The 26,365-nt window shown below is 66.5% G+C and carries 15 protein-coding genes; 2 read left to right on the forward strand and 13 right to left on the reverse strand.

The features are described from left to right. Positions 1–85: 85 nt before the first annotated feature. The 8 genes from putA to clpS form a co-directional block, all read right to left on the reverse strand. Positions 86–3,907 carry a trifunctional transcriptional regulator/proline dehydrogenase/L-glutamate gamma-semialdehyde dehydrogenase gene (gene putA / locus IB259_RS08950; RefSeq protein WP_175181436.1) on the reverse strand — a complete coding sequence of 1,274 codons (3,822 nt, stop codon included), beginning with the start codon at positions 3,905–3,907 and terminating at the stop codon, positions 86–88. Between the two features lie 157 nt (positions 3,908–4,064). Further along, the gene (locus tag IB259_RS08955) at positions 4,065–4,781 is read right to left on the reverse strand and encodes a membrane integrity-associated transporter subunit PqiC (RefSeq protein ID WP_225591480.1); all 717 of its coding nucleotides are present in this window, start codon (positions 4,779–4,781) and stop codon (positions 4,065–4,067) included. Positions 4,782–4,789: 8 nt separating this feature from the next. Beyond that, complete coding sequence (locus IB259_RS08960) at positions 4,790–6,454, reverse strand: intermembrane transport protein PqiB (RefSeq protein WP_054452359.1); 1,665 nt, start codon at positions 6,452–6,454, stop codon at positions 4,790–4,792. Between the two features lie 39 nt (positions 6,455–6,493). After that, on the reverse strand, positions 6,494–7,810 hold the full coding sequence (locus tag IB259_RS08965) for a paraquat-inducible protein A (RefSeq protein WP_054452361.1): 1,317 nt from the start codon (positions 7,808–7,810) through the stop codon (positions 6,494–6,496). Positions 7,811–7,818: 8 nt separating this feature from the next. After that, a complete protein-coding gene (gene clpA / locus IB259_RS08970; RefSeq protein WP_175162976.1) occupies positions 7,819–10,131 on the reverse strand; it encodes an ATP-dependent Clp protease ATP-binding subunit ClpA in 2,313 nt (770 codons plus the stop codon). Positions 10,132–10,186: 55 nt separating this feature from the next. Further along, entirely contained in the window at positions 10,187–12,409 is a 2,223-nt protein-coding gene (pbpC, locus tag IB259_RS08975) for a penicillin-binding protein 1C (RefSeq protein WP_119449311.1), read from the reverse strand. Next, positions 12,406–17,601: an alpha-2-macroglobulin gene (locus IB259_RS08980; RefSeq protein WP_119449310.1), complete on the reverse strand. Its 5,196-nt coding sequence runs from the start codon at positions 17,599–17,601 to the stop codon at positions 12,406–12,408. Before IB259_RS08980 ends, pbpC begins: the two co-directional genes overlap by 4 nt. A 164-nt stretch (positions 17,602–17,765) precedes the next feature. Then, the gene (clpS, locus tag IB259_RS08985; RefSeq protein WP_006383989.1) at positions 17,766–18,080 is read right to left on the reverse strand and encodes an ATP-dependent Clp protease adapter ClpS; all 315 of its coding nucleotides are present in this window, start codon (positions 18,078–18,080) and stop codon (positions 17,766–17,768) included. Between the two features lie 225 nt (positions 18,081–18,305). Between clpS and IB259_RS08990 the strand changes: the two genes are divergently transcribed. Then, entirely contained in the window at positions 18,306–18,551 is a 246-nt protein-coding gene (locus tag IB259_RS08990; protein ID WP_006220277.1) for a cold-shock protein, read from the forward strand. A 188-nt stretch (positions 18,552–18,739) separates the two neighbouring features. Next, positions 18,740–19,147 (forward strand): DUF192 domain-containing protein, encoded by a 408-nt coding sequence (locus IB259_RS08995; protein ID WP_054453630.1) that lies wholly within the window; start codon positions 18,740–18,742, stop codon positions 19,145–19,147. 86 nt (positions 19,148–19,233) lie between these two features. Here IB259_RS08995 and pcaF read toward each other — a convergent pair whose 3' ends face one another. From pcaF to xseA, 5 genes are all read right to left on the reverse strand, one after another. Beyond that, the gene (gene pcaF, locus IB259_RS09000) at positions 19,234–20,439 is read right to left on the reverse strand and encodes a 3-oxoadipyl-CoA thiolase (RefSeq protein ID WP_054452365.1); all 1,206 of its coding nucleotides are present in this window, start codon (positions 20,437–20,439) and stop codon (positions 19,234–19,236) included. A 174-nt stretch (positions 20,440–20,613) separates the two neighbouring features. Next, the gene (locus tag IB259_RS09005) at positions 20,614–22,005 is read right to left on the reverse strand and encodes a chloride channel protein (RefSeq protein WP_054452367.1); all 1,392 of its coding nucleotides are present in this window, start codon (positions 22,003–22,005) and stop codon (positions 20,614–20,616) included. 72 nt (positions 22,006–22,077) lie between these two features. Further along, the gene (locus IB259_RS09010) at positions 22,078–23,769 is read right to left on the reverse strand and encodes a methyl-accepting chemotaxis protein (protein ID WP_175162969.1); all 1,692 of its coding nucleotides are present in this window, start codon (positions 23,767–23,769) and stop codon (positions 22,078–22,080) included. Between the two features lie 282 nt (positions 23,770–24,051). Next, positions 24,052–24,630 (reverse strand): superoxide dismutase [Fe], encoded by a 579-nt coding sequence (gene sodB / locus IB259_RS09015; protein ID WP_013394768.1) that lies wholly within the window; start codon positions 24,628–24,630, stop codon positions 24,052–24,054. Positions 24,631–24,796: 166 nt separating this feature from the next. Next, complete coding sequence (gene xseA, locus IB259_RS09020) at positions 24,797–26,164, reverse strand: exodeoxyribonuclease VII large subunit (protein ID WP_192328577.1); 1,368 nt, start codon at positions 26,162–26,164, stop codon at positions 24,797–24,799. Positions 26,165–26,365 lie beyond the last annotated feature (201 nt).

Genomic DNA, 26,365 nt, shown 5'->3' on the forward strand with positions numbered 1-26,365 from the left:
GGTGCGACCGAATTTTCGTGCCAGTGCAACCTCTGCCGATATTGGAGATAACCCTTGGATACCCAAGGGTTGTCCTATACCAGGCTCAACCTATGGTCATGAGGCTGGCGTTGCCGCCCGCCGCCGCCGTATTGACGCTGACGGAGCGCTCCGCCAACAGGCGCTCCGGCACGTAGCCGGCGCCCGCCGCGATCGCGTCGGGGGTCAGCCCATGCACCGACAGGATGGCGCCCGGACGCTGCGCGATGCGCTGGTTCAGCGCCTGCAGCGCGTCGCCATCACCCTCGAACAGCACGGCCTGGTAGTCCGCCTGGTCGACCTCGCCGTCGGCCAGGATGCCCGCCTGTTCCTGCTGGCCGGCGTCCAGCGAGGCCAGCAGCGCCTGCGCCGCGGGCGTGTCCGCGAACCAGGCGTGGTTGCCGGTCAGCTTGGCGACGGACCACTGCGCCCGCGCCCCGGCCTCGGTGGCGGCCACGCAATACACAGCGCCGCGCGGCTCGACCACATAGGTATTGGTCTCGCCGGTCGGCCCCGGCAGCGCAATGCGCTGCGGCAGCGCCGCCGCCGCGTCCAGCGCCGGCGGCAGGCCCGCCGGACGCGTGCCCAGCAGGCGATACATGTAGAGCGGACCGCCGGCCTTGGGGCCGGTACCGGACAAGCCTTCGCCGCCGAAGGGCTGCACGCCCACCACCGCGCCCACGATATTGCGGTTGACGTAGACGTTGCCCGCATGGACCTGGCCGGTCACGTGCGCGATGGTCTCGTCGATGCGGGTATGCACGCCGAAAGTCAGGCCGTAACCGGTGCCGTTGATGGCATCCAGCAAGGCGTCCAGTTCGTCGCGCTGGTAGCGCACCACGTGCAGCACGGGCCCGAACACTTCGCGCGTCAGCTCGCTGACGTTGTCGATTTCGATGATGGTCGGCGGCACGAAGGTGCCGTGGCGGCATTCACCGTTGAGTTCCACCTGGTCCACGCGATGGCCCGCCGTGCGCATCGTTTCGATGTGCCGCTGGATGCCGTTGCGCGCTTCCGTATCGATCACCGGGCCCACATCCACCGACAGGCGGTCGGGGTTGCCCACGCTCAGTTCGCGCATCGCGCCGCGCAGCATGGTCAGCACGTGGTCGGCATTGTCTTCCTGCACGCACAGCACGCGCAGCGCCGAACAGCGCTGGCCCGCCGAGTCGAAGGCGGAGGTCAGCACGTCGAACACGACCTGTTCCGACAGGGCCGAGGAATCCACCACCATGGCGTTCTGGCCGCCCGTCTCGGCGATCAGCGGAATGGTGTGGCCGGCGTCATCCAGGCGATCCGCCAGCGTGCGCGCGATGATGCGCGCCACGTCGGTGGAGCCGGTGAACATCACGCCGCGCACGCCGGGGCTTGCGACCAGTTGCGCGCCCACGGTTTCGCCGCGGCCCGGCAGCAGCTGTACGGCGCCGGCAGGCACGCCGGCCGCGCGCAGGATGGCCACGGCTTGCGCGGCGATCAGCGGCGTCTGTTCGGCGGGCTTGGCCACCACCGTGTTGCCGGCGGCCAGCGCGGCCGCGACCTGGCCGGTGAAGATGGCCAGCGGGAAGTTCCAGGGGCTGATGCACAGCACCGTGCCCAACGGACGATGCGTGTCGTTGCTGAATTCCGTTTCGGCCTGGTCCGCGTAATAGCGCAGGAAGTCCACGGCCTCGCGCACCTCGGCGATGGCGTTGGGCAGCGACTTGCCGGCTTCGCGCACGATCAGGCCCAGCAGGGTCTGCATCTGCTCTTCCAGCAGTTGCGCGGCGCGGCGCAGGCACTGCGCGCGTTCGGCCACCGGCGTGGATTGCCAGATGGGAGCGGCATTGGCGGCGGCGCGCAGCGCGGCCTCGGCCTCGTCTGCCTGCGCTTCGACCACGTGGCCCACCACGTCGCGCAGATTGGCGGGGTTGCGGACTTCCATGGCGCGCGAGGCGTCCCAGGCGCCGTCGCCCTCGCCCAGCATGGGGCCGGCGCGCCACGGCATGGCGGCGCTGGCCAGCAGGGCCGCGGACAGCGAACCCAGCCGATGTTCGTTGCTCAGGTCCAGGCCCGCCGAGTTGGCGCGGGCGCCCTCCTGCGGGTCGCCATAAAGTTCACGCGGCAGCGGAATCTTCTCGTGCGGCGCGCCCAGCGGCGTGATGCGCGCAGCGGCTTCCACCGGGTCGGCCACCAGTTGCTCGACCGGAATGCTGTCGTCGCCGATCAGGTTCACGAACGAGGTGTTGGCGCCGTTTTCCAGCAGGCGGCGCACCAGGTAGGCCAGCAGCGTCTCATGCGTGCCGACCGGCGCGTAGATGCGGCACGGACGGTTGAGCTTGCCCTGCGACAGCGCGCCCACGACTTCGTCGTACAGCGGCTCGCCCATGCCGTGCAGGCATTGGAATTCGTACTGGCCCGGGTAGTAGTTCTGGCCCGCCAGCTGGTAGATCGCGGACAGGGTGTAGGCATTGTGCGTGGCAAACTGCGGGAACACCGCTTCCGGCGCGCCCAGCAGCTTGCGGGCGCAGGCCAGGTAGGCCACGTCCGTGTAGACCTTGCGGGTATAGACCGGATAGCCTTCCAGGCCGTCGACCTGGGCGCGCTTGATCTCGCTGTCCCAGTACGCGCCCTTGACCAGGCGCACCATCACGCGATGGCGGCTGCGGCGGGCCAGGTCGATCACGTAGTCGATCACGAAGGGAGCCCGCTTCTGGTACGCCTGGATGACGAAGCCGATGCCGTTCCAGCCGTCCAGCTCGGGCTCGAAACAGAGCGCTTCCAGCAAATCCAGCGAAATTTCCAGGCGGTCGGCTTCCTCGGCGTCGATGTTCAGGCCGATGTCGTAGCTGCGCGCCAGCACGGTCAGCGCCTTCACGCGCGGCAGCAGCTCGGCCATGACGCGTTCGCGCTGGGCGCGCGAATAACGCGGATGCAGCGCCGACAGCTTGATCGAGATGCCCGGTCCCTCATAGATGCCGCGGCCGGCCGCGGCCTTGCCGATGGCGTGGATGGCCTGCTCGTACGAGGCGTAATAGCGGTCGGCGTCCTCGGCCGTGGTCGCGGCCTCGCCCAGCATGTCGTAGGAATAGCGGAAGCCCCGTGCTTCCATCTTGCGGTTGTTGGCCAGGGCTTCGGAAATGGTCTGGCCCGACACGAACTGTTCGCCCATCATGCGCATGGCCATGTTCACGCCCTTGCGCACCAAAGGTTCGCCGCCCTTGCCGATCAGGCGGGTCAGCGCCTTGGACAGCGACTGCTCGCTGCTCACGGCCACCAGCTTGCCGGTGATCATCAGCCCCCAGGTGGCGGCGTTGACGAACAGGGATTGCGAGCCGCCCATGTGCGACTTCCAGTCGCCGCGGGCCACCTTGTCGCGGATCAGCGCGTCGCGCGTGGCGCGGTCGGGAATGCGCAGCAGCGCTTCGGCCAGGCACATCAGCGCCACGCCTTCCTGGCTGGACAGCGAGAACTCCTGGATCAGCCCTTCCACCCCGCCGCCGCTGCGCTTGCCGCGCAGCTTCCGGACCAGGTCGGCGGCCATGGCGTGGATCTTTTCCAGATTGGGCATGCGGGCCTGGCCCAGCAGCAGCGGCACGCACTCGGGCTCGGGGCGGCGGTAGGCGGCGGTAATGGCCGCGCGCAACACCGACTGCGGCTGCACGTCCTGACCGAACTCGTAGAACGGCGGCGTCGGCGCGGAATGGCCTTCGCCCGCCTCGTCCTCGCCGCCCGCGTCCATGCCCAGGTGCGACATCTCGGCGGGCAGGTGGCCGCGCTCGATCTTGTCCAGGTAGGAAAGGATCGCTTGCTTGTGCAGCCAGTGCGGCGTGCAGTTGAGCTTTTGCGCGGCGGCCTTCAGCCGGTCGCGGAGCGCGTCGTCGACTTTAACGCCTAGGGTCGTGCTGGCCATAAGAGATTGCTTCCTGTCGCATGGCAAAGGTAGTACCGGGCCCCGACGGGACCCGGCATGGGTAGGACCGTATGCTAGACAGGTTGCAACTTGGTTTGCACTATGGTTAACCCTAGGTTAACCATTTGAGATCAGGCGGAATTTTGGCCCAGGGCTATCAATCCTTGAGCGCCGCGCAGCCCAGCATCTGCACCGAGGCCGATCCCGCCGGGGTCTGCCCCCGTATGGCCGAGGCCATGGCGCCGGCCAGACTGACCACTGCGCGCTGCTGGGCAGCGATCATGGCGGGCACGCCCTCTTCCGCCACCGGTTCCGTCACCACGCTGCGGCACAGCAGGCCGGAACCCTTCATGTTGACCGGCCGCACGCGCCAGGTCGCATCCAGCTGGGCCATGCGGCCCGGCTCCAGCTCGAAACGCTGTACGTCGGTCTGCACCCGCCAGACCGCAGCGCCGGGGCCTGGCTTGACCAGTTGCACATCCAGCGCGCCCAGTTCCCGCTTCAGCGCGTCCGACAGCGCGCCCCGCAACTCGTCGCCCAGCGGTGAGCTCCAACGCTCGGAATACAACGCGGACAGACTGCCTTCGCCGGTGCGCACCATCAGCTGGGGCTGATCCGCCTGCGTCGAGATATTGACCGGTTGCACCTCGATCAGGAAGCTGGCCGGCGCCACCGCACCGCCCGGAGCCTGGGCCGCCGGCGACTGCAAGGTGTGATAGTGCACGGGCGAGGACGCCCCGCAGCCGGCCAGCGCCGCCGACAAGGCCAGCAAGGACAGGACCGGGCGCAGACGGGGCGTCAGCCTGCCCGCGCATCGGGGCTGCTCGGAACTCGGGGCCGCCTGGCGGGCGTGGGGGGACGGGCGTCTATTCATCATGGGATTCAGTTCCTGACAGGACCGGCGCCGGGGATCGGGTCTGGGCCGCGGCCGCGCAACAAGGCCTCGGGATTGGCTTGCAGGAAATCGGCCAGGGCGCGCAGCGAACGGGCCGCGCGGCCCAGCTCTTGCATCGCCTTTTCCGTATTGACCGGCAAGGAAGCATCGGATGCCAGCAGCGCGTTGACCTGCGCCATGGACTCCTTGGCCTGCTTGAGCATGTTCTGCGCTTCAGGCGCGACCTGCTTGTCCAGGCGGTTCATCAGCTTGGAGGTGCTGGCCAAGGTGGTGCGCAGGTCCTCGCCGATCTTGTCGAACGGAATCTTCTCGATCTTGGCGACGATGTTGCTGATCTGCTGCTGCAACTGATCCAGGTTGCCTGGCACCGTCGGGATCAGCGCCGGATCCGAGGGTTTGAATTCAACCGGCTTGGCGTTCGGGAAGTCGTCCAGCGCCACGTACAGCTGGCCGGTCAGCAGGTTGGCGGTGCGCAGCTGCGCGCGCAGGCCGTGCTTGATCATGCCGCCCAACAAGCGGTTGCCGGCAACGTCGCCGTCCTTGGTGGCGCGATCGCGCACTTCGTCGAACACGCGGCCCAGGCGTTCCGGATACAGGGTTGCATCCACCATCGAGTAGAAACGCTTGGCGACCGGATCGAAGTCCATGTTGATCTGCGTGACGTTGCCCAGCGTGATGCCGCTGAAGTCGATCGGCGCGCCCACCGTCAGGCCGCGGATCGACTGGTCAAAGCGCATGCGGATCGGGAAGGCCTCGCCGTCCGGATTGGCCTTGGCTGCGGCCTCGGTCGCGTACAGGTCAAATTGCGCGTCGGCCTGCGCCTGCTTGCCTGCATCGCGCGCGCTGATGACCGGCTCGAAGGCCACGCCGCCCACCGCCATCGACACCAGCGATTGCGTGCGCACCTTGAGGCCGTCCGCATTGACGCTGAAGTCGACGCCGCTGGCATTCCAGAAGCGCGTGCCCTGGGTCACGAACTTGTCGTTGGGCGCGTCCACGAACACCTCGACGTTCACGGCCTTGCCGGTTTCATCCAGCGCGTAGCCGATCACGCGGCCCACGTTGATGCGGCGGAAGTACACGGGAGAACCGATATCCAGGGAACCCAGGTCGGACGCCTTGAGCTTGAAGCGCTTGCCGGCGCGGTCATGCGTGACCGCGGGCGGCACTTCCAGCCCTTCGAAATGCAGTTTGGTGGCCTTCTTGGAACTGTCCTTGCCTTCGGCCGCGTCCACGCCGATATAGGCGCCCGACAACAGCGTGCCCAGGCCGGACACGCCGCTCACGTCCAGACGCGGGCGCACCACCCAGAAGTTGGTGCCTTCGCGCGCCAGATCGGAAACATCCTTGGACAGTTCGGCCTGCACCACCACCTTGGTGCGGTCTTCGTTGAAGCCGATCGACTTCACGGTGCCGATGTTGACGTCCTTGTAGCGCAGCTGGGTCTTGCCGACTTCCAGCCCTTCTGCGGTATTGAACGAAATGGAGATGTCGGGCCCCGCCTGCATCCAGGTTCGCACGACCAGCGACAAGCCCATCAGGGCCGCCACGATGGGCACCAGCCAGATCCATGAAATCCGGCTCTTCTTCTTGCGCGAGATCGCGGGTGACGCAAACTTCTCTTCACCGGATCCGGGTGCTTGCTCGGACATCTACTCTTCCTTGTTCGTGGACGGAAGCCGCGGCGCTTCCTAGCCCATTTCCTTGCCGGCGAGAGACGCCGGCTGGCGCCCGCCTCCCACTGGCGGCGATTCTATTTCACTTTGTCCTTCCAGATCCCAACTGCGGCGCAGGTCGAAACTCATGGCCGACAACATGGTCAGGATCACTGTCAGCCCGAACGCCGCCGCACCCGCGCCGGCGCTGATTTCCATCAAGCCCTGGAAATCCGCCAACGCCGCCAGCAATATAACGACAAAAACATCCAGCATCGACCATTGGCCGATGAACTCGACCATTTGATACAGGCGCGTGCGCGGACGCAGGTTGGTGGTGCTGCGCCATTGTTCGGTCAACAGCAACAGCATGAGCGCCAGCAGCTTGGTCAACGGCACCGCCACGCTGGCAATGAAGACGATCAGCGCGATATCCCAGGAACCCATTTCCCAGAGTTCGACCACGCCGCCCAGAATGGTGTGGGCGCTGTCCCCCAGCACCGACCTGACCTGCATCACTGGTAGCACGTTGGCGGGGATGTAGAACACCACGGCCGCCAGCAACAGCGCCCAGGTGCGCGCCAGATGATCGGGCTTGCGGAAATGCACCAGGGCGTCGCAACGCACACAGTGGTGATGCTCTTCCGGATCGGCCGCGCGGGGCAACGCCTGCACCTGGCCACAGACATGGCATCCGGTCAGAACCGTGTCCGGCGCAGCCTGGGGGATATGCACCGGCACCACGCCCACGCTCTCGGCGTAGCGCCACAGCACATGCGGCGACAGCCGCCCCAGCATCGTCAACAGAATGGTCAGGATGCCGAACGCCGCCAACCCGATACCCGGAGTCACGGCGGCCATGCCCGCCAGCTTCACCACCGCCACCAGCACGCCCAGGAGGAACACCGGAACCATGCACCAGGGCCGCAGAATGCCCAACAAACGCATCGCAGTACGAAAGCCCAGGGGTTCCCGGCCGCGCGACAGCGGCCCCAACACCCACAGCAACACCGACAGCTGCAGCATCGGCAGCGCAAAGCCGGCCATGCCGGTCATGATGGCGACGACCCAATGGTCCTGGCGCCAGGTGATGGCAATAGCGTCCAGCAAGGATGCCTGCTGCACCATGCCCTGCACGGACATGGAAGCGACGGGATAGGCATTGGCCACCCCGAACACGATCAGGGCGGAAATGGCGAGCGCCAGCCAATTGGACAAAGTAAGCCCGCTGTAACGCCACAGAGTGGCGCCGCAGCGGGCGCAATTGGCGGTCTCTCCAGGTTCAAGCTGATGCCGGCGATAGATGCTCGCGCAGTGTTCGCACTCGATCAGCGGCTGGCGGTCCGCGGTCATTGAGAGCCTTAATCGACCAGTTCGACTTCCTGCTTGTCAGGCGCATCCGACGAGGGCGGCTTGCCGTTCTCGTCGAAGTCCAGCTTGACCTTGCCCTCCTCGTCCAGGTCGACCGTAACCGTGCCGCCATCGACCAGCTTGCCGAACAGCAGCTCGTCGGCCAGCGCGCGGCGGATGGTGTCCTGGATGAGACGCTGCATGGGGCGTGCGCCCATGAGCGGATCGAACCCTTCCTTGGCGAGATGCTCGCGCAGCCCCGTGGTGAAGATGGCTTCCACGCGACGCTCGTGCAGTTGGTCTTCCAGCTGCATGAGGAACTTGTCCACCACGCGCAGGATGATTTCGCGGTCCAGCGGCGCGAACGGGATGATCGCGTCCAGGCGGTTGCGGAACTCGGGCGTGAACATGCGGCGGATTTCCGCCATTTCGTCGCCCACCACGCGCGAATTCGCGAAGCCGATCGACGGACGGTTCAAGGTTTCAGCGCCCGCGTTGGTCGTCATGATGAGGATGACGTTGCGGAAGTCCGCCTTGCGGCCGTTGTTGTCGGTCAGCGTGCCGTGGTCCATGACCTGCAGCAGGATGTTGAACACATCCGGGTGCGCCTTTTCGATTTCATCGAGCAGCAGCACGCAGTGCGGCTGCTTGGTGATGGCCTCGGTCAACAGGCCGCCCTGGTCGAAACCGACGTAGCCCGGAGGCGCGCCGATCAGGCGCGACACCGCATGCCGCTCCATGTATTCGGACATGTCGAAACGCAGCAGCTCCACGCCCAGCGTGAACGCCAACTGGCGCGCGACCTCGGTCTTGCCCACGCCGGTGGGGCCGGAGAACAGGAAGGCGCCGATCGGCTTTTCCGGCTTGCCCAGGCCCGAGCGCGCCATCTTGATGGCGGCGGACAGGGCTTCGATGGCGTTGTCCTGGCCGAAGACCACGGTCTTCAGGTCGCGGTCCAGCGTCGCGAGCTTGCTGCGGTCGTCGTTGGAGACGGACTGCGGCGGGATGCGCGCGATCTTGGACACGATGTTCTCGATGTCCACCTTGCCGATCACCTTCTTTTGGCGCGAACGCGGCAACAGGCGCTGCGCGGCGCCGGCCTCGTCGATCACGTCGATGGCCTTGTCCGGCAGATGGCGGTCATTGATGAAACGCGCCGACAGTTCGGCCGCGGCCGACAGGGCGGCGGACGAGTAGCGCACGCTGTGATGCTCTTCGAAGCGGCTCTTCAGGCCGCGCAGGATCTGCACGGTCTGTTCGACGCTGGGCTCGGCCACGTCGATCTTCTGGAAGCGGCGCGACAGCGCGTGGTCTTTTTCAAAGACGCCGCGGTACTCGGTGTAAGTGGTCGCGCCGATGCACTTGAGCTGCCCGGAAGACAAGGCGGGCTTCAAGAGGTTGGACGCGTCCAGCGTACCGCCCGAAGCCGAACCGGCGCCGATCAGCGTATGGATTTCGTCGATGAACAGGATGGCGTCGGGGTTGCCGCGGATCTGCTTGAGCACGCCCTTCAGGCGCTGCTCGAAATCGCCCCGGTACTTGGTGCCCGCCAGCAAGGCGCCCATGTCCAGCGAAAAGACCTGGGCGGCCTGCAGGATTTCGGGCACTTCGCCGCGCGTGATGCGCCAGGCCAGGCCTTCGGCGATCGCGGTCTTGCCCACGCCGGCCTCGCCGACCAGCAGCGGGTTGTTCTTGCGGCGACGGCACAGCACCTGGATCACGCGTTCGACTTCGTGCTCGCGCCCGATGAGGGGATCGATGCGACCCGCCAGCGCGGCGGCGTTCAGGTCGGTGGCGTACTGGTCCAGCGGCGACTGACGCGATTCGCCCTGCTCTTCACCATTGGTCTGCTGCTCTTTCTGCACGGCGGCGGACTCCACCTGGGGCTGTTTGGTAATGCCATGCGACAGAAAATTGACGACGTCCAGCCGCGTCACGCCCTGCTGTTGCAGGTAGTACACAGCGTGCGAATCCTTTTCGCCGAAAATGGCCACGAGCACATTGGCGCCGGTAACCGGCTTCTTGCCGGTGCCTCCCGCGGATACGTGCATGATGGCGCGCTGGATCACGCGCTGGAATCCCAGCGTGGGCTGCGTGTCGACCTCGGCGCCGCTCGGGATCACCGGGGTGTTCTCCGAGACGAACTGGCGCAGATTGCGGCGCAGGTCGTCCAGGTTCGCGGCGCAGGCGCGCAGCACTTCAACGGCCGAAGCGTTGTCGAGCAACGCGAGCAGCAGATGCTCGACGGTAATAAATTCATGCCGGGCCGAACGGGCCTCGACGAAAGCCATATGCAGGCTGACTTCAAGCTCTTGAGAAATCACGCTTCCTCCGTAACGCATCGAAGCGGGCAAATACACGATTCATATTCTATGCCGATCATGGCGTAACGCCAGAGATTTCAAAAACCACTCTGTCGTGGCGGCCTTGCGCATCCATGACGGTAAGCGTATACCGGCCGTCCATGGCCAACACTAATTTAAACGGATGACCCGACGCGCCATGGCCAACCACGCGCCCGTCCAGCATCCACCATACTTCGCCTTCAGTTCCCTGCACATCCACATCCAGCGCCACTTCGCGCCCACCCGGCACGGGCCGCAGCACCGAGCCGCTGGCCACGCCGCCCAGACGCAACGGTCCGCGCGAGGCGTCGGCGTAGCCGGCAAAGGACGGCGGCGCCGTTTCATTCAGCACCCAGGCCGCGCGCTGCTCCGGACATTCGCCGGACGGCACGCTGCCGAGCTTGTAACCCAGGGGCCAGCATGTCACCGCGGCCTGCACCGTTTCGGGCCTGACGCGGACCTGCTGGGCGCCTTCGGGCAAGGCCGCCACGATATCCTGCAGTAGCGGCGCCGCCACGTTGGCCCCGAAAAATCCGGGGTTGGGCGTCCCGTCCGGACGGCCGACCCAAACGCCCATCGTCCACCTGTCGGTCACTCCAACGGCCCAGGCGTCCCGGAATCCGAAACTCGTCCCGGTTTTCCAGGCCAGCTGCCGCGCCGGACTGCCCGACTGGTAGAACGGCCGGTCGGGATGGCCGCCGCTCTCCAGAATGTCACGGACGATCCAGGCCGCCCCAGGGCTCATCATACGGGACTCGACCCGCGGCTGCTCCGGCCGCAGCCGGGGCCGCCCTGAGACGCCGCCGCGGGCCAAGGCCCGGTAAGCGCCCACCAGTTCTTCCAATGTGGTGCCGCCCCCGCCCAAAATCAAGCTCAAATTCGGTTCCGCGCCCGCGGGCAAACGTAACCGTACCCCGCCGGCCAGCATGACCGAGGCGAAACTGCTGGGCCCGACGCGGTCCAGCAGATCCACCGCCGGCACGTTGAGCGAACGCTGCAAAGCCTGGGCGACGCTGATCGGGCCGGCGAATGCGGCCTGGAAGTTGCCCGGCGCGTAGCCGCCGAACGACATCGGCGCGTCGATCAGCAGGCTTTCGGAATGGATCAGGCCTTCGTCGAGCGCCTGCGCATACAGAAAAGGCTTGAGCGTGGAGCCCGGCGAACGCACGCCGCGCACCATGTCCACGTGGGCCGCCCGGCTTTCGTCGGAGAAATCGGCGGAGCCGGCATAGGCCTTGACCTCCAGCGTATCGTTGTCCATCACCAACACGGCCATCGACACTTTAGGCGGCAGGCCGTCCACCCGATCCTGCAGCATGCGCTCCACCGCCGCCTGCATGTCCGCGTCCAGGGTGGACGTGACCACCGCGGGCCGCTCGCCAGGACGCCGGCCCGCCTTGCGCTGGCTGCCCGCCTCCTGCAGCAACCGCTGCGCGGCCAGGGGCGCCAGCCAGCGCGCCCGCAGCGGCGGCGCAACCACGTTCTCGATCTTGGCGTCGGCCACCTCGGCCGGGGTCCAGCGGCCCAGTTCGACCATGCGGTCCAGCACCTTGTCGCGCGCGGCCTGCGCGGCCTCGGGGTGACGATCCGGCCGCAGCCGCGATGGCGCCTGCGGCAAGGCGGTCAGCATCGCCGCTTCGGCCGGGCTCAGATCGCGGGCGGGCTTGCCCAGCCACAGGCGCGAGCCCATCTCCACGCCCTCGACGATGCCGCCCATGGGTGCGTGGGTCAGATACAGCGACAGGATCTCGTCCTTGCTGTAGTGCATTTCCAGCTGGATGGCGCGCCAGGCCTGCCGCAGCTTCGCCGACATCGAGCGCGAGGGTTTGCCGGCCAGTTCCGGATCGATCAGCCGCGCGACCTGCATGGTCAGGGTGGACCCGCCCGACACGATGCGGCGGTTGGTGGCCCACTGCCAGCCGGCGCGCGCCATCGCCACCGGGTTGACGCCCGGGTGCCAGTAGAACCAGCGGTCCTCGTAGGTCAGCAACGTTTCCAGATAGCGCTCGGACACCTGGTCGGGCTTGACCGGATAGCGCCAGATGCCGTCGCGGCTGGGATAGTTGCGCAGCGGCGTACCATCGGCGGCCACGACGACGGCGGCGCCGCCCGAATCCACGGGCGGCAAGGGATAGAGGCGGTCGAGCGTGAATAACAACGCGGCCAGCGCAAACAACGCGCTGGCCGCGAAGATTCCTCGCCGCCGCCAGCGGCGGGCGCGCGAGGCGCCCGCCACCGGGGTGGCGGCGGGGTTCAAGGACGCTTGGCGCCGCGGTCGCGGATCTCTACCGTGCTCCATTGCTCGCCTACGCCCCGGATTTCAGGCCGGTACATGTCTTCGGCCACCGTCGACGGCACCGCATAGCGGCCCGGCGTCACCACGCGCACCAGATAGAACACGTCCACCTTGCCGCGACCCAGCGACACCGCGGCCACATAGCGGTCGTCGCGGAACTCGCGGTGCTTGATGTTGGGATCGGACATGGCTTCGGCCACGCGGCGTCCGCCGATCGTCCATTCCTGCATCTCGGGGCTTTGCGACAGGTTCAGGTTTTCGACTTCAAAACCCGCCGGCACGCGGTCCACCAGCAAGCCATCCGGAATGTTCTGGTTGGCGCTGGCCTGCACCCACACCACCAGCATGTCGCCGGTCTGCAGGCTGCCGCCATCCCACGGTCGGCCGTCCGGACGGTACCAGCCGCGCTTGAGCTGGATCACGTCATTGCGCGGCGCAGGCGTGGTGGTCGGACTGCCCTGGATGTCGTATTCGACGAACAGGGACTGGTTGCCGGTGTTCAGCAACTGCACGCCGGCCAGGTCGGCCGCCGACAGCGACACGGTCTGGTCGCTGGTGCCGCCAGCGAGCGCCTTGGTGGAACCGTTGACGGTCAACGTGGCGGACCAGGGCGTGGCCTTGTCGCCGCCCATAGCGCGGGCGGCCAGCAACAGCGACATCTGTTCCTGCGTCGACAGGTACGAACGGTTGCCCAGACGGCTGGCCAGCTGCGTCAGCAGGTTGTCCAGGCGCTCGTGGCGCAGCTCGTACTTGTCCGCGATCGCAAAGGCCAGCGCATAGTCGCGCACGCCGCTGCCGTAGTCGCCCAGCCATTCGTCGTAATAGCCGGAGTTGCGACGATTGTTGAGACCGTACTCGCGCGCCACGGCCTGGTCGAGCGCGCTCTTCATGCGCCCTTCGTCGCCCATGAGCTTGAACGCGGCCGCCAGCTGGATCAGCGGCAACGGCGAGCGCGCGCGCTCCTGGTAGTTGTCGTACAGCTGACGCACCGTGGACAGCGGCGCCTTCTTGTCGCGCGCCAGCGCCAATGCGGCAGTGGCCAGGCCGGCGAAGCGACGATGGTCCTCACGCAGGATGTTGGCGTCGCTGGAGTCGTAGCGACCGGATTCGACGCCGCGCTTCAAGTTGGCCGACCAGGTGCCGAACGCGCCCGAACTCTGCTGCACCTGCTCCAGCAGCCACTGGCGCGAACGGTCCAGCGATGCCTCGGGCACTTCGAAACCGTTGTCGCGGGCGTCCTGCATGAAGCCGACGGCGTAGGCCGTCAGCCACACATCGCGCGAGGACGAGCTGCTCCACAGGTTGTACGAACCGACGGCGTTGCGCATGCCCGCCAGGCGGCCGATCGCGCCGGCCACCTTGGCGTCGCGCTCGGCCTTGGTGCGCGGCTTGAGGCCGAACTGCTTGGCCGCGGCCTCATCCAGCATGACCCACGGCAGGGTCGCGCTGATGGTCTGCTCGGTGCAGCCGTAGGGATAGTTGAGCAGCCCTTCGACCAGGCGATTGACGTTGATCGGCGGACGGTTCGATACCGTCATGCTGACCGTGGTCGAGTCCGGGTAGTAGGACGCCACCCACGACGCCTGCGGCGCGTTGGCTTCGCCCGGATTCAGGCGCAGGCGGCGCACCTGGCGCTCGGCCGCGTAGGCCGGTTGCACCTGCAGCACCGATTCGCGCACGATGCGCAAGGGCTTGCCGCCGCCCTGCCCGTCGACGGTCAGGCGCATCAGGCCCAGGCCGTACGAACCGGTGGTGGTGGCGGTGAAGCGCAGCGTGGTGCGCTGCTTGTCCTTCAGAGTCACGGTCTTGACGCCGTCGACGATGGCCAGCGGGTCCAGCGCTTCCAGCTTGACCGTCACCTTCTGCTCGGCGCCGCTCAGGTTGGTCACGTCCAGCGCAATCGCGGCCTGGTCGCCCGGGGTGATGAAGCGCGGCGTGTTCAGCTCGGCCACGATGGGCGCCGCCACCACCATTTCGGTGTCGGTGCTGCCGTAGTTGTCGGGCGTGAAGGCCACGGCCATCAGGCGCAGCGTGCCGTTGAAATCAGGCAGGTCCAGCGGGATGTCCGCCTCGCCCTGCTCGTTCAGTTTGACCGGACCGGAGAACAGGTCCACCAGCTTGACCTTCTTAGGCAGGCTCTTGCTGTCGCCGCGCATGGCGGCGTCGCCGCCCCACTTCAGCTTGCCCTTCGTGCCGTCCATTTTCTCGATCAGCTTGCCGTACATGTCCAGCAATTCGGGCGCGTAGCGGTGCTTGCCGAAGAAGTAGTCCAGCGGATCGGGGGTCTTGTACTGGTTGATGTTGAGGATGCCCACGTCCACCGCCGACAGGGTCACGGTGGCCTGCTTGCCCTGGGCGCCGTCCACCTTGACGCGCACGGTCGCCTTGGTCTCGGGCACCGCCTTGGGCGGCGCCGTCAGTTTCACGTCCAGCTTGCGGTCAGCGCTGGCGATGGGCAGGAAGGTCAGGCCCAGCGCGCGCGCCGGCGTCACGCGGTCGCCTTCGCTGCCGGGACGGAACACGGCGGCGGCGATGTACAGGTCGTGGCGCTTCCAGCTCTTGTCGACCGGGATCTCGACCTGCGTGCCCGTCGCTTTCACGGCCACCCAGGTAGACCACAGCATGCGGTCGCCTTCCACGGTGATGAGCGCCTGGCCGTCATGCGGCGGCGTCAGGGTCAGCTTGACCGTGTCGCCCGGCTTGGCCGGCACGCCTTCAAGCTTCATCTGCACGCGGTCGGGACGATTGCCCATGGCGTCGGAGTCCTGCGCGTTCCAGCCCGCGTAGAAGCGGTAGCGCAGGGTCTGGCCGGTTTCGGGATCGGCGATTTCCAGGCGGTAGCGGCCCCACTTCACGGGCACGGTCAGCTGGGAGCGGTCGTTCAGCGCGATCTCGCGCGAATCCAGCAATTCCTCGGTTTCGGTGTAGCCGCTGTTCCAGCCGCGCTGGTCGTCGAAACGCCAGTAGTACTGGCGGTCTTCGCGGTACAGGCGCATCTGCGCCTGCGCCAGCGGCGCAATCTTGCCCTGCGCATCCACGCGCAGCACTTCAAACCCGGCGGGCGCGCCTTCGCGGGCTACGTCGCCGTCGAATTGCGGACGCACGGCGATCAGGCGGTCGGCGGGCCAGACGCTGCGCTCGATCGAGCGCACCACCGGACGGCCGCCGGATTCCAGCAGGCTGGCCGACACCCGCACCTTCATCGGCGAACGCGTGCCGCCGGTGCGCGGATCGACCTCGAGCTGGCCGCGGCCCTTGTCGTCCAGGGCCGTTTCGGGCAGTTCTTCGAAATGGCGGCGGGCATCGTCGGCAACGTCGCCGAAGATGAAGCCGGGCCATTGCTGGGGCAGCGCAAAACGGTCGCGCTTGACCTGGAAGCTGGACAGCAGGCGGTTGCCAGCGGCGGGCGCGCCGTAGAGATAGTCGCCCTGCACGTCGACAGTCAGCGTTTCCTCCGGCGACAGCACCTCCTGGTCGGAGGTCAGCGCCATCTTCATGCGTTCAGGCAGGAATTCCTCGACCTGGAACTTCCAGGACGCGTCCGGCGCGCGCGACGCGGGGTCCACGCGCAGTTCCAGCAGCCACGTGCCGGTCTGCGCATCCAGCGGCAGGTCGATGCTGCGCTCGATATAGCCGGGCAGATCCTTCTGGGGCTGCCACAGGGTGCTCAGCACCGTGCGGCCGTCGGGGCGCTTGATGGTCGCGGTCAGGGGCGACGGCGCCAGCATGCGGCCGTCCAGATCGCGCGGCAGGACCGAGACGTTGAAGGTTTCGCCGGGGCGGTACAGATTGCGGCCAGCGTAGACGAACAGGTTGTTGGGGCGGGAAACATGGCCGCCCGTGTCGAATTCAGACAGGTCCAGGGCAGGTTCGCCCAGGGCCAGCACCGTCATTTCCTTGTCGCGCGAGGCGCGGATGACGCGCGCATTGGCGAAGCTGCCGTCAAAGCGGACATGGCCCTGGCCATCGGCCGCGGCCTTGGCCAGCGACTTGCCGGCGCCGTCCACCAGCTCGAACACGGCGCCCGAGATGGCGGTGCCGCTCTTCAGGGATACCGAATAGGCTTCGATGCGGTCGCTGTAGCGGCGCGCGTGCAGGCCGATGTCGCTGACGTAGAAATACGTCACCTGGTATTCGTAGCGGAAACGGCCGGGCTGGCTCATCACCGCGATGTAGATGCCGGGTTCCTGCAATTCCTTGATGCCTTCGACCGGCAGGAACGTGACATGGCGGCGGTTGGGCTTGTCGTCGGTGACGAAGCGGCCTTGATAGACGCTGGTCGTCAGCGAGTTCAGGCGGTCCAGGTCCCAGTTGCTGACCGAGCCCTTCAGGCTGCGGTTGTCGGAATAGCGCCAGTTGTCATCTTCGTCGCTGCTGTCTTCTTCTTCGCCAGAGCCGGTGCTGCGGCCGATGCCCAGCACGGTGTCGAACAGTTCAGGCACGCGCTCAGGCGATACGCGCAGGAACTGCACGTCCACTTCGGGCACGTTCACCGTGGCCACGGGCAGGCCGCCATTCTGGCCGGCCGGCAACACCACGCCGCGGCTGGCGAAATAGAACGACGGCGGCATGGCCTGCGTGTTCACCTCGCAATTCGACGCTTCCGCCAGCTTGATGCCGCCCGCGCCGGGCAGCCCGGCACGCACGGAGATTGCGTAGGAACGCTGCGGTTGCACGTAGGGGAAATAAACCATGCGGGGGTTGTCGCCCACCACCCAGTTGCCCTTCAGGATCTTGCCCTTGGGCGCCGAGTCGCCCGGCCGGACCGAGGCGGGCTGGTCACCGTTGCTGGCGGCCGATTCGCTGTCCTTGTCGGAGGCCGAACCCGTGTCCGTCACCTGCAGAAAGCTGTCCAGGTCGGACTTGGCATCCACCGGCTGCGTGAAGGTCACGGCCAGCGCCAGCGTATCGTTGTACTGGCGCGGCTGGCAGGAAAGCGCGGCAAACGGGTCGGCCGCGCCGACCACCGCGCTGGCGGGCAATGCCGGCTTGGCATCTCCGCCACCCGCCGGGGCAGCAGGCTGCGACACGACGGCTGGCGCCGGATTGGCGGGCTGACGTTCCTTGCCCATCCACCAGCCCACGCCGATGGCGCCGGCCAATACAACGACCCCGGCTGTCGCCAGCCAGGCCTTGCTTATCTTTCCACTCACGGTAAATCTCCCGCTTACTCAAATGCAGACGCACCGCTCCTAAGCGGCGGAGCTGCCGACCTGATCATTCCGCGCGCTTCTCGGGTACGCGGATACTGCTTGTCAAAACAAAATAACCGGACAACACAACGCCGCCATGACAGGCGGCGCATTGATTCTGGGGTTCAGACGGGTTCCATCACGCATTGCAGGGGGTGCTGGCGCGCCCGTGCGTATTGGGCCACTTGCGCGATGCGCGTGGCGGCGAGGTCCCGGGGATAAACCCCGCATACACCACGCCCTTCGTGATGCACCTGCAACATGATCCTCGTAGCCTCTTCGTGATTCTTATTGAAGAACTTTTGCAGTACTTTCACGACGAACTCCATCGGGGTGTAGTCGTCGTTCAGCAGCAGGACCTGGTACATCGGAGGCGGCGCGGCGCGCGCCGGAGCCTTCTCGACGGCCAAATCATGCTGGGTATCCAAGGTAGAACTCATAGGGCCGCTATTCTATTTAAACGGGGGACGGCTAGCGTGTAACTTACGGAAAATTACACGTAGAAATGCGTAGTTTCCATACTTGACGCCGCAAAGAAAAGCGGCGCATTATCCACGCATTCTGGGGTTTTCAAAGCACCGAAAATCTGCCAGGAAGCCGGAGGGGGGACAGGGGTCTAGGCCGCGATGCCCTTCGTCAACATACGATTCAATGAGGCAGTCCGCATGTCTGATACGACCGCAACCGCCGTCCAAGGGGACAATCCCAAATCGACGGGCACCGTCAAATGGTTCAACGATGCAAAGGGGTTCGGCTTCATTACGCCCGACGACGGCGGTGAAGATCTGTTCGCCCATTTTTCGTCCATCCAGATGAATGGTTTTAAAACCCTGAAGGAAGGCCAGAAAGTGGCCTTCGAGATTATCCAGGGGCCCAAAGGCAAACAGGCGCTTAATATCACAGCTGCCTGAGTTACCCTTAAAGCGCAACGGTAAGGTTGCGCCATTATTCAGGCGGGGCTTTCGAGCCCCGCCTTGTTATTTTTCATTCATTGCGCCAGGTCATGCCCAAGAACGCCGTTTTAAATCCTGTCAGCCTCACGTTGTTCAAGACAGCGTTCTTCAGAAACTTCCTGCCGAAAGCCCTGGCAGCCATCGCCATGGCCTTGCCTCTGGCGGCCAGCGCACAGCAAACCGGACCGCAAGCCCCGCTGCCCACCGCCCAGCTTTCGGCCGGCATCCATATTATCCGCGCAGAAGTCGCGAACACGGAAGCGACCCGCCGCGACGGCCTGATGTTCCGCAAGGAGCTGCCCGGCAACGACGGCATGCTGTTCGTCTTCGAACAGCCCGACGTGCAGTGCTTCTGGATGCGCAACACCATCCTTCCGCTCTCGATTGCCTTTATCGCCGACGATGGCACGATCGTCAACATTGAAGACATGGCGCCGCAGACCGAAGACCCGCACTGCGCCAAGAAGCCGGTGCGCTACGCGCTGGAAATGGCCCAGGGCTGGTTCGAACAGCACGGCATCAAGGCCGGCAAGAAGCTGGACGGCCTGCCCTGAGGCGAGCCCGCCGGCGGATATGAAAAGGGAGCCTGCAGGCTCCCTTTTCGTTCCTGCGCGCAGCAAGCCGCTGCGCGCCAGCCCGATTACACGCGTTCGATGATCAGCGCGATGCCCTGGCCCACGCCGATGCACATGGTGCACAGCGCGTAACGGCCGCCGGTGCGGTGCAACTGATTGATCGCGGTGGTGGCCAGGCGTGCGCCGCTGGCGCCCAGCGGATGGCCCAGGGCGATCGCGCCGCCGTTGGGGTTCACGCGCGGGTCGTTGTCGGCGATGCCCAACTGGCGCAGCACGGCCAGGCCCTGGGCGGCAAACGCCTCGTTCAGTTCGATGACGTCCATCTGCGCAAGCGTAAGGCCGGTCTGGGCCAGCACCTTCAGCGTGGCGGGCGCCGGGCCGATGCCCATGATGCGCGGCGCGACGCCGGCCGTGGCCATGCCGACCACGCGGGCGCGCGGGGTCAGGCCATGGCGGGCGGCGCCCTTTTCGTCGGCCAGCAGCAGCGCAGCCGCGCCGTCGTTGACGCCCGAGGCGTTGCCGGCGGTGACGGTGCCGCCTTCGCGGACCACGCCCTTCAGCTTGGCCAGCGCTTCCAGCGTGGTTTCACGCGGGTGCTCGTCCTTGCTGACGATGATCGGGTCGCCCTTTTTCTGGGCGATCGACACCGGCACGATCTCGGTGTCGAAGAAGCCTTCCTTCTGCGCGCGCGCGGTCTTCTGCTGGCTGGCCAGCGCGAACAGATCCTGGTCTTCGCGGTTGATCTTGAAATCGTCGGCGACGTTCTCGGCCGTTTCGGGCATCGAGTCCACGCCGTATTGCGCCTTCATCAGCTTGTTGATGAAGCGCCAGCCGATGGTGGTGTCGTAAATCGCGGCATTGCGCGAGAACGCGCTGTCGGCCTTGCCCATGACAAAGGGCGCGCGGCTCATGCTTTCCACGCCGCCGGCCAGCATCAGGCCGGCTTCGCCAGCGCGGATGGCGCGGGCAGCGCCGCCGATGGCGTCCAGGCCCGAACCGCACAGGCGGTTGACGGTGGCGCCGGGCACTTCGATCGGCAGGCCGGCCAGCAGCGTGGCCATGCGGGCCACGTTGCGATTGTCTTCGCCCGCCTGGTTGGCGCAGCCCATGATGGCGTCGTCCAGTTCTTCCCAGCGCACGCCAGGATTGCGCGCCACCAGCGCCTTGATGGCTACGGCAGCGAGATCGTCGGGGCGCACGGAAGCCAGCGCGCCGCCGTAGCGGCCGAAGGGAGTGCGGATCGCATCACAAATAAAAGCATGCACGGTCATGGGAGGCTCGAAGTCAGTGAGAAAAAATCCGGATCGGGCGATCTTAACGCAGCGCTTTCGCGCCAAGTTGGTGCGCCTGCGGGATGTCCGCTGCACGGACAGTGTCCAATGGCTGTTCACCCTGCCTGTGCGCGCCCCGTGCACCGCGCCGGGGCGCGGGCGCGGCTTATGGACTCAGGCCGGCGGCTTGGCGGCGCGTCCGGCATCGACGATGGCTTGCCGGCGGAAACGCCCCGCAGCCAGGTGGTAGAAGGGTTGCGGGCAGAATTGGCGCGACACGCCGGAAGCCAGCAGAGAGCCGACCAGCAGCCAGAACAGCATGGGCTGGCTGCCCGTCATTTCCATCACCACCACGCTGGCGGTCAGCGGCGCCTGGGTCGCGGCGGCCAGGAACGCGGCCATCGAGATCAGCACCAGCACGCGATGGTCGACGCCCTCTCCCGCCAGTTGCCAGATGTGATGGCCGATGCCGGCACCGGTGGTCAGGGCCGGCGTGAAGATGCCGCCCGGTATGCCCGCCCAATAGGAGGCGACCGTCGCGGCCAGCTTGGCCAGCCCGAAGCTCGCGGGTGCAGTGTCCTTGCCCGACAGCAGGTCCGCGGCCACGCCATATCCCGTGCCGTAGACGCTGCCGGCGGTAGCCAGCCCGATCATGGCCAGGATCAGGCCCATGATGAAGGCGGTCCAGATCGGATGGGCGCGGATCCAGGCGCGCCAGGACTGTGGCGCGCTGCCAGCAGCCCCCTTGCCGAGCAGGCGGGCGAATATGCCGCCCAATGCGCCATTGAGCGCCGCGCAGATGGCCACCCACATCACCATGCCATGCGTCAGCGGCGCGCCGCCGAACACGCCGAAATAGGGATTGTTGCCGACCACGGCCACGACCAGGAAGCCCGAGGCCAGCACGCCGATCAACACCAGCCGCTGCCAGCGCAGCACCGTGCCGCGCCCAAGCTCCTCGATGGCGAAGATGACGCCGGCCAACGGCGCGTTGAAGGCAGCCGCCAGGCCGCCCGCGGCGCCGGCGGCAATCAGTTCGTTGGCGTGAAAGCCGCGCAGCTGCACGCCGCGACGTTTCCAGAAGTCGCCCCAGGCCAGCATCAAGGCCGCGCCCACCTGCACGGACGGGCCTTCGCGGCCGATCGACGCGCCGGCCAGCATGCCGCCGAACGCAAGAGGAATTTTCCAGAGAGTCTGCCCCAGCGCCACCAGGCTGTTCTGGCTCGCGCCCGGCGGCAGCGACAAGGCGCCGATGACCTGGGGAATGCCGCTGCCGGACGCATTGGGCGCGAAGCGCAAAGTCAGCCAGCGCAAGGCCGCCAGGCTCAGCGGCAGGACCAGCAAGGCCAGCCAGCCGTTGTAGGCGACCCACTCGCGGTTCCATTCCAGCGCCTTGTCGGCCAGATAGGCAAAGCCCAGCGACATCAGCGCCACCAGGCCGGCGCCCCCCAGCAACAGCCCCATCTGCACGCTCTTGCGCGACAGGCGGTTGATCTGGCGCACCTTGCGATGCGCCCATCGGCGCGGGCCGGCCAGCAGCCGGCGTAGAGGGTCGGGCAGGTTCATGGGCAGAAGCCGGCGCGGTTGAAAGTGGCTAACCTTACCACTCCCACCTGACCGCCAGCCCACAGCGCAGGATCAGAACGTCGACCAGTCGTCGTCAGAGGCCTGCGCCAGCGCGGGACGCGCCACCGGCGCGGCCGGCTTGCGCGGCGCCGCAGGCACCGCCTGCACCAGACGGACCTGGGCTTCACGGGCCGATCCGCTGCCGGCTTCGACCTTGAAGCGGCGCACTTCCTGCGCCAGGCGCGTGGCCTGTTCCTGCATGCTGGCCGCCGCCGCAGCCGCCTCTTCCACCAGCGCGGCGTTCTGCTGCGTCACGGTGTCCATCTGCGCCACGGCCTGGTTGACCTGGCCGATGCCGGCGGACTGCTCTTCCGAAGCGCTGGCGATTTCGCGCACCAGCGTGGCGACCTGGCGCACGCTGTCCACCACTTCGCGCATGGTGCGGCCGGCTTCGTCGACCTGGCGCGTGCCGCCCTCGACGCGCGTGACCGACTCGTCGATCAAGGCCTTGATCTCCTTCGCGGCCACTGCGGAGCGCTGCGCCAGCGTGCGCACCTCGCCCGCCACCACGGCGAAGCCGCGGCCCTGCTCGCCGGCGCGCGCCGCTTCCACGGCTGCGTTGAGCGCCAGGATGTTGGTCTGGAAGGCGATGCCGTCGATTACGCCCGTGATGTCGGCAATGCGGCGCGAGCTGTCGGAGATCGCGCTCATGGTCTGGACCACGCCCTCCACCACTTCGCCGCCGCGCACGGCCACGCTGGAAGCCTGGTTGACCAGCCGGTCGGCTTCGCTGGCGTTGTTGGCGTTCTGCTGCACGGTGCTGGTCAGCTGCTCCATCGACGCCGCGGTTTCCTCGAGCGACGAGGCCTGCTCCTCGGTGCGCTGCGACAGGTCTGCGTTGCCCTGCGCGATCTGCGAGGACGCCGAGGCGATGCTCTCACAGCCGTCGCGCACGTCCTTGACGATGCGCGCCAGGCTTTCGTTCATGGTCTTGAGCGCGCCCATCAGGTCGCCGGTTTCGTCGCGCGTGGCGACCTGGATGTCGGTCGTCAGGTCGCCGGCCGCAACCTGGCGCGCCGCCGTCACGGCCTGTTCCAGCGGACGCACGATGCCGCGTGTCACCAGCCAGCCCAGCAACATGCCGACCGCCACGCCGATCACGGCCAGGGCGACCATGACGGCGCGCAACGTTTCATACAGATCCGTGCCGCTCTGCACGGTCTGGGCGGCGGCGTTTTCCTTGGTCTTCGCCAAGGTCGTCATGAGGTCATCCAGCTTCTGCGACGACGCGATCACACGCGCCTCGATTTCGGCAACGCGCGGATCGGCCTGGGTCAGCGGCCGCGCCTGGGCGGCGGCGAAGAAGGCCGCGGACTCGCGCTTCCAGACCTGCTCGGTCTCGGTGAACTGCGCCAGCGCGCGCTTGCCTTCTTCGGAATAGAAGTTGGCCGCAGCCTTTTCACGCAGCGCGTCCATGTTGGCGACGGCGTCGTCGAACTGCTTGCGCAGGGCCTGGCGTTCCTGGTCGGTGGACGCGGCCAGGTAGCCGTTGCGGGCGCGGCCCGCATAGATCAGATTGATGTTGGCTTCCTTGACGTCCGAGATGCCGCGCAGCTCGGTGTCGTAAAGCCGGTCGTTCATTTCATTGATGCGCGCCAGGCCCCAGACCCCGAAGCCGCCAATCGCACCGCCTATCACCGCCACCAGCAAAAACGCGCCCGACAGGCGCGCGCCGATGCGCAAACCCGAAAATAACCGCAACATGCTTCCCTTCCCTGTAAGTACCACGGTTTATGGCGGGCATGCCGCGGCCGTGGACCCCGTGGTTCAGTCGCCGACCGGGGCCAACGATAGTGGCTGGCAAACCTAGGGATTACCCGGAAGAAAAGCCGGTTTGTTCTTCATTTCCCCGCAATGAATTCGACAATCGACAGGGATTTCGCAGGCTGAATTTTTCCTGAACAAAAAAGAAAACCCCACGCTTGCGCGAGGGGTTGATCAGCAGGAGCCGCGACGCTGACGCCGCGGCGGGCCTGGCTTTGCCTATCAGGCGAAGTTCTTGGCCGCGAATTCCCAGTTCACCAGCGCCCAGAAGTTTTCCAGGTACTTGGGACGGGCGTTGCGGTAGTCGATGTAGTAGGCGTGTTCCCACACATCACAGGTGAGCAGCGGCTTGTCGGCCGTGGTCAGCGGGGTGGCGGCGTTGCTGGTGTTGACGATGTCGACCGAGCCGTCGGCCTTCTTGACCAGCCAGGTCCAGCCCGAACCGAAGTTGCCGGCGGCCGACTTGTTGAAGGCTTCCTTGAAAGCGTCGAAGCTGCCCCACTTGGCGTTGATGGCGTCAGCCAGCTTGCCGGTCGGCGCACCGCCGGCCTTGGGAGCCAGGCTGTTCCAGTAGAACGTGTGGTTCCAGATCTGGGCGGCGTTGTTGAAAATGCCACCCGAGGACTTCTTGACGATGTCTTCCAGCGACAGCGTTTCGAATTCCGTGCCCGGGATCAGGTTGTTCAGGTTCGTGACGTAGGTCTGGTGATGCTTGCCGTAGTGGAACTCCAGCGTTTCCTTGGAGATGTGCGGAGCCAGCGCGTCCAGTTCGTAAGGCAGGGGGGGAAGAGTATGTGCCATGTGAGGTTCCTTCTGTTGAGTGCACGATCAAGCCGTTCAATTGTATCGGCAACTACTGAGGATACCTCGTTAACCCCCCGCCCGCGCGGGGTTAAGGGACGCATCTGCTTATGACTGGAAGCATGTGTTCATGACAGCGGCCCCAAGCGCGCGCGACCGCCCTCTTTCAGGAAGCCTCGCGCGTCTCGCGGCTGCGCGTGACCGCGACTTCGGCTCCGCCCTGCGCGAAGCTCAGGTCCAGCGCCTGCCCCGCCGTCAGCGCGATCCCTTCCCGCACGATGCGGCCCTGTTCGTCGCGCGCGATGGCGTAGCCGCGGGCCAGTGTGTTGCCGGGATCCAGCGCGCGCAATTGCGCCGTGGCGGCGGCCAGCCGGTTGCGCCGCTGCACCAGCAGCCGCGCATGCGCCTGGCCGAGCTGCCGCGCCGCGCCGGCCAGCCGGTCGGCCGCGCGGCCCGTGTCGGGTACGCGATGCGCCAGACGCTGCGTCAGCAGATTGACGCGCGCGGCGCGGCGCTCCTGGGGACCGGACCAGGCGGTGGCCAGGCGGAAACGCAGGCTGTTCAGGCGCTCCCGCTGATGTTCGAGCCGTTGGGCCGGAGACACCAGTTGCGCGGCGGCGCGGTCCAGCCGCTGGGCAGCGCGTTCCAGGCGGCGCTGCTGACCGCGCGTCATGGCCTCTGCCGCCTGCATGACCCGGCCCAGCAATTCCGAACGCGGCACGCAGGCCAGTTCGGCGGCTGCGGTCGGCGTCGGCGCGCGCACGTCGGCCACGAAATCGACGATGGTGAAATCCGTCTCGTGCCCCACCCCGCTGATGACGGGGATTGCGCTGGCCGCAACCTCGCGGGCCAAGGCTTCGTCGTTGAAGCTCCAAAGATCCTCGATGCTGCCCCCGCCGCGCACCAGCAGCAGCGTATCGATCTCGGCGCGCTGGTTGGCCATGCGCACCTGGGCGGCCAGCCGCCCGGCGGCGTCCGCGCCCTGGACCGGCGCGGGGTAGATGAACACGGGCACCTGGGGCGCGCGGCGCGCCAGCGCCGACAGCACGTCCCGCAACGCCGCGGCATGCAGGGACGTCACCACGCCGATCGCCCGCGGCAGGCGCACGGGTTCGCGCTTGGCGGCGGGATCGAACAGGCCTTCGGAAGCCAGTTGCTCCTTCAGGCGCAGAAACGCCTCGTACAGATTGCCTAGTCCGGCCCGCCTCATGGCGTCAGCCTGCAGCTGATAGTCGCCACGGGGCTCGTAGAGCGACACGCGGGCCCGGATTTCGACCTGATCACCGGCCCGCGGCGTGAAACCCACCGCACTGGCGCGGCTTCTGAACATGACTGCCCGCACGGAGGCCCGGCTGTCCTTGAGCGTGAAGTACCAATGCCCGGAAGCCGCCGCCGTGAAGTTGGAAATCTCTCCACGCACCCATAGCGCCGGGATGCTGCGCTCCAACAACTGCCCCACAGCTTGATTCAGCTGGGCAACCGTCAGGATATCCCGCGCAAATACGTTGTTTGTGACTGTAGATTCAATTGTCATGGGGCTTTCCGATGCGTACCTGTCCACAGGAGCCGCGTAGCGGGCCGCAATCATACCGCGTCCCAGCAGATTTCCCCCAACCGGCCCGAAAGCCAGCAAATTCGAACTAAATCATTGATTTTTATATAACTTTATTGAAAACAAAGCTGCTCGAAATTGAAGCAAACAAGTGCAAGCCCTGTGCCCACAAGCACTTCCGGG

Source organism: Achromobacter sp. ACM04 (assembly GCF_014851465.1).
Taxonomy (GTDB): Bacteria; Pseudomonadota; Gammaproteobacteria; order Burkholderiales; family Burkholderiaceae_B; genus Achromobacter; species Achromobacter aegrifaciens.

Bases quoted from the DNA above. Each gene is read 5' to 3' on its own strand.
- putA (WP_175181436.1), bottom strand. From the start codon at position 3,907: ATGGCCAGCACGACCCTAGGCGTTAAAGTCGACGACGCGCTCCGCGAC.
- IB259_RS08955 (WP_225591480.1), bottom strand. From the start codon at position 4,781: ATGAATAGACGCCCGTCCCCCCACGCCCGCCAGGCGGCCCCGAGTTCC.
- IB259_RS08960 (WP_054452359.1), bottom strand. From the start codon at position 6,454: ATGTCCGAGCAAGCACCCGGATCCGGTGAAGAGAAGTTTGCGTCACCC.
- IB259_RS08965 (WP_054452361.1), bottom strand. From the start codon at position 7,810: ATGACCGCGGACCGCCAGCCGCTGATCGAGTGCGAACACTGCGCGAGC.
- clpS (WP_006383989.1), bottom strand. From the start codon at position 18,080: ATGAGTTCTACCTTGGATACCCAGCATGATTTGGCCGTCGAGAAGGCT.
- IB259_RS08990 (WP_006220277.1), top strand. From the start codon at position 18,306: ATGTCTGATACGACCGCAACCGCCGTCCAAGGGGACAATCCCAAATCG.
- IB259_RS08995 (WP_054453630.1), top strand. From the start codon at position 18,740: ATGGCCTTGCCTCTGGCGGCCAGCGCACAGCAAACCGGACCGCAAGCC.
- pcaF (WP_054452365.1), bottom strand. From the start codon at position 20,439: ATGACCGTGCATGCTTTTATTTGTGATGCGATCCGCACTCCCTTCGGC.
- IB259_RS09005 (WP_054452367.1), bottom strand. From the start codon at position 22,005: ATGAACCTGCCCGACCCTCTACGCCGGCTGCTGGCCGGCCCGCGCCGA.
- IB259_RS09010 (WP_175162969.1), bottom strand. From the start codon at position 23,769: ATGTTGCGGTTATTTTCGGGTTTGCGCATCGGCGCGCGCCTGTCGGGC.
- sodB (WP_013394768.1), bottom strand. From the start codon at position 24,630: ATGGCACATACTCTTCCCCCCCTGCCTTACGAACTGGACGCGCTGGCT.
- xseA (WP_192328577.1), bottom strand. From the start codon at position 26,164: ATGACAATTGAATCTACAGTCACAAACAACGTATTTGCGCGGGATATC.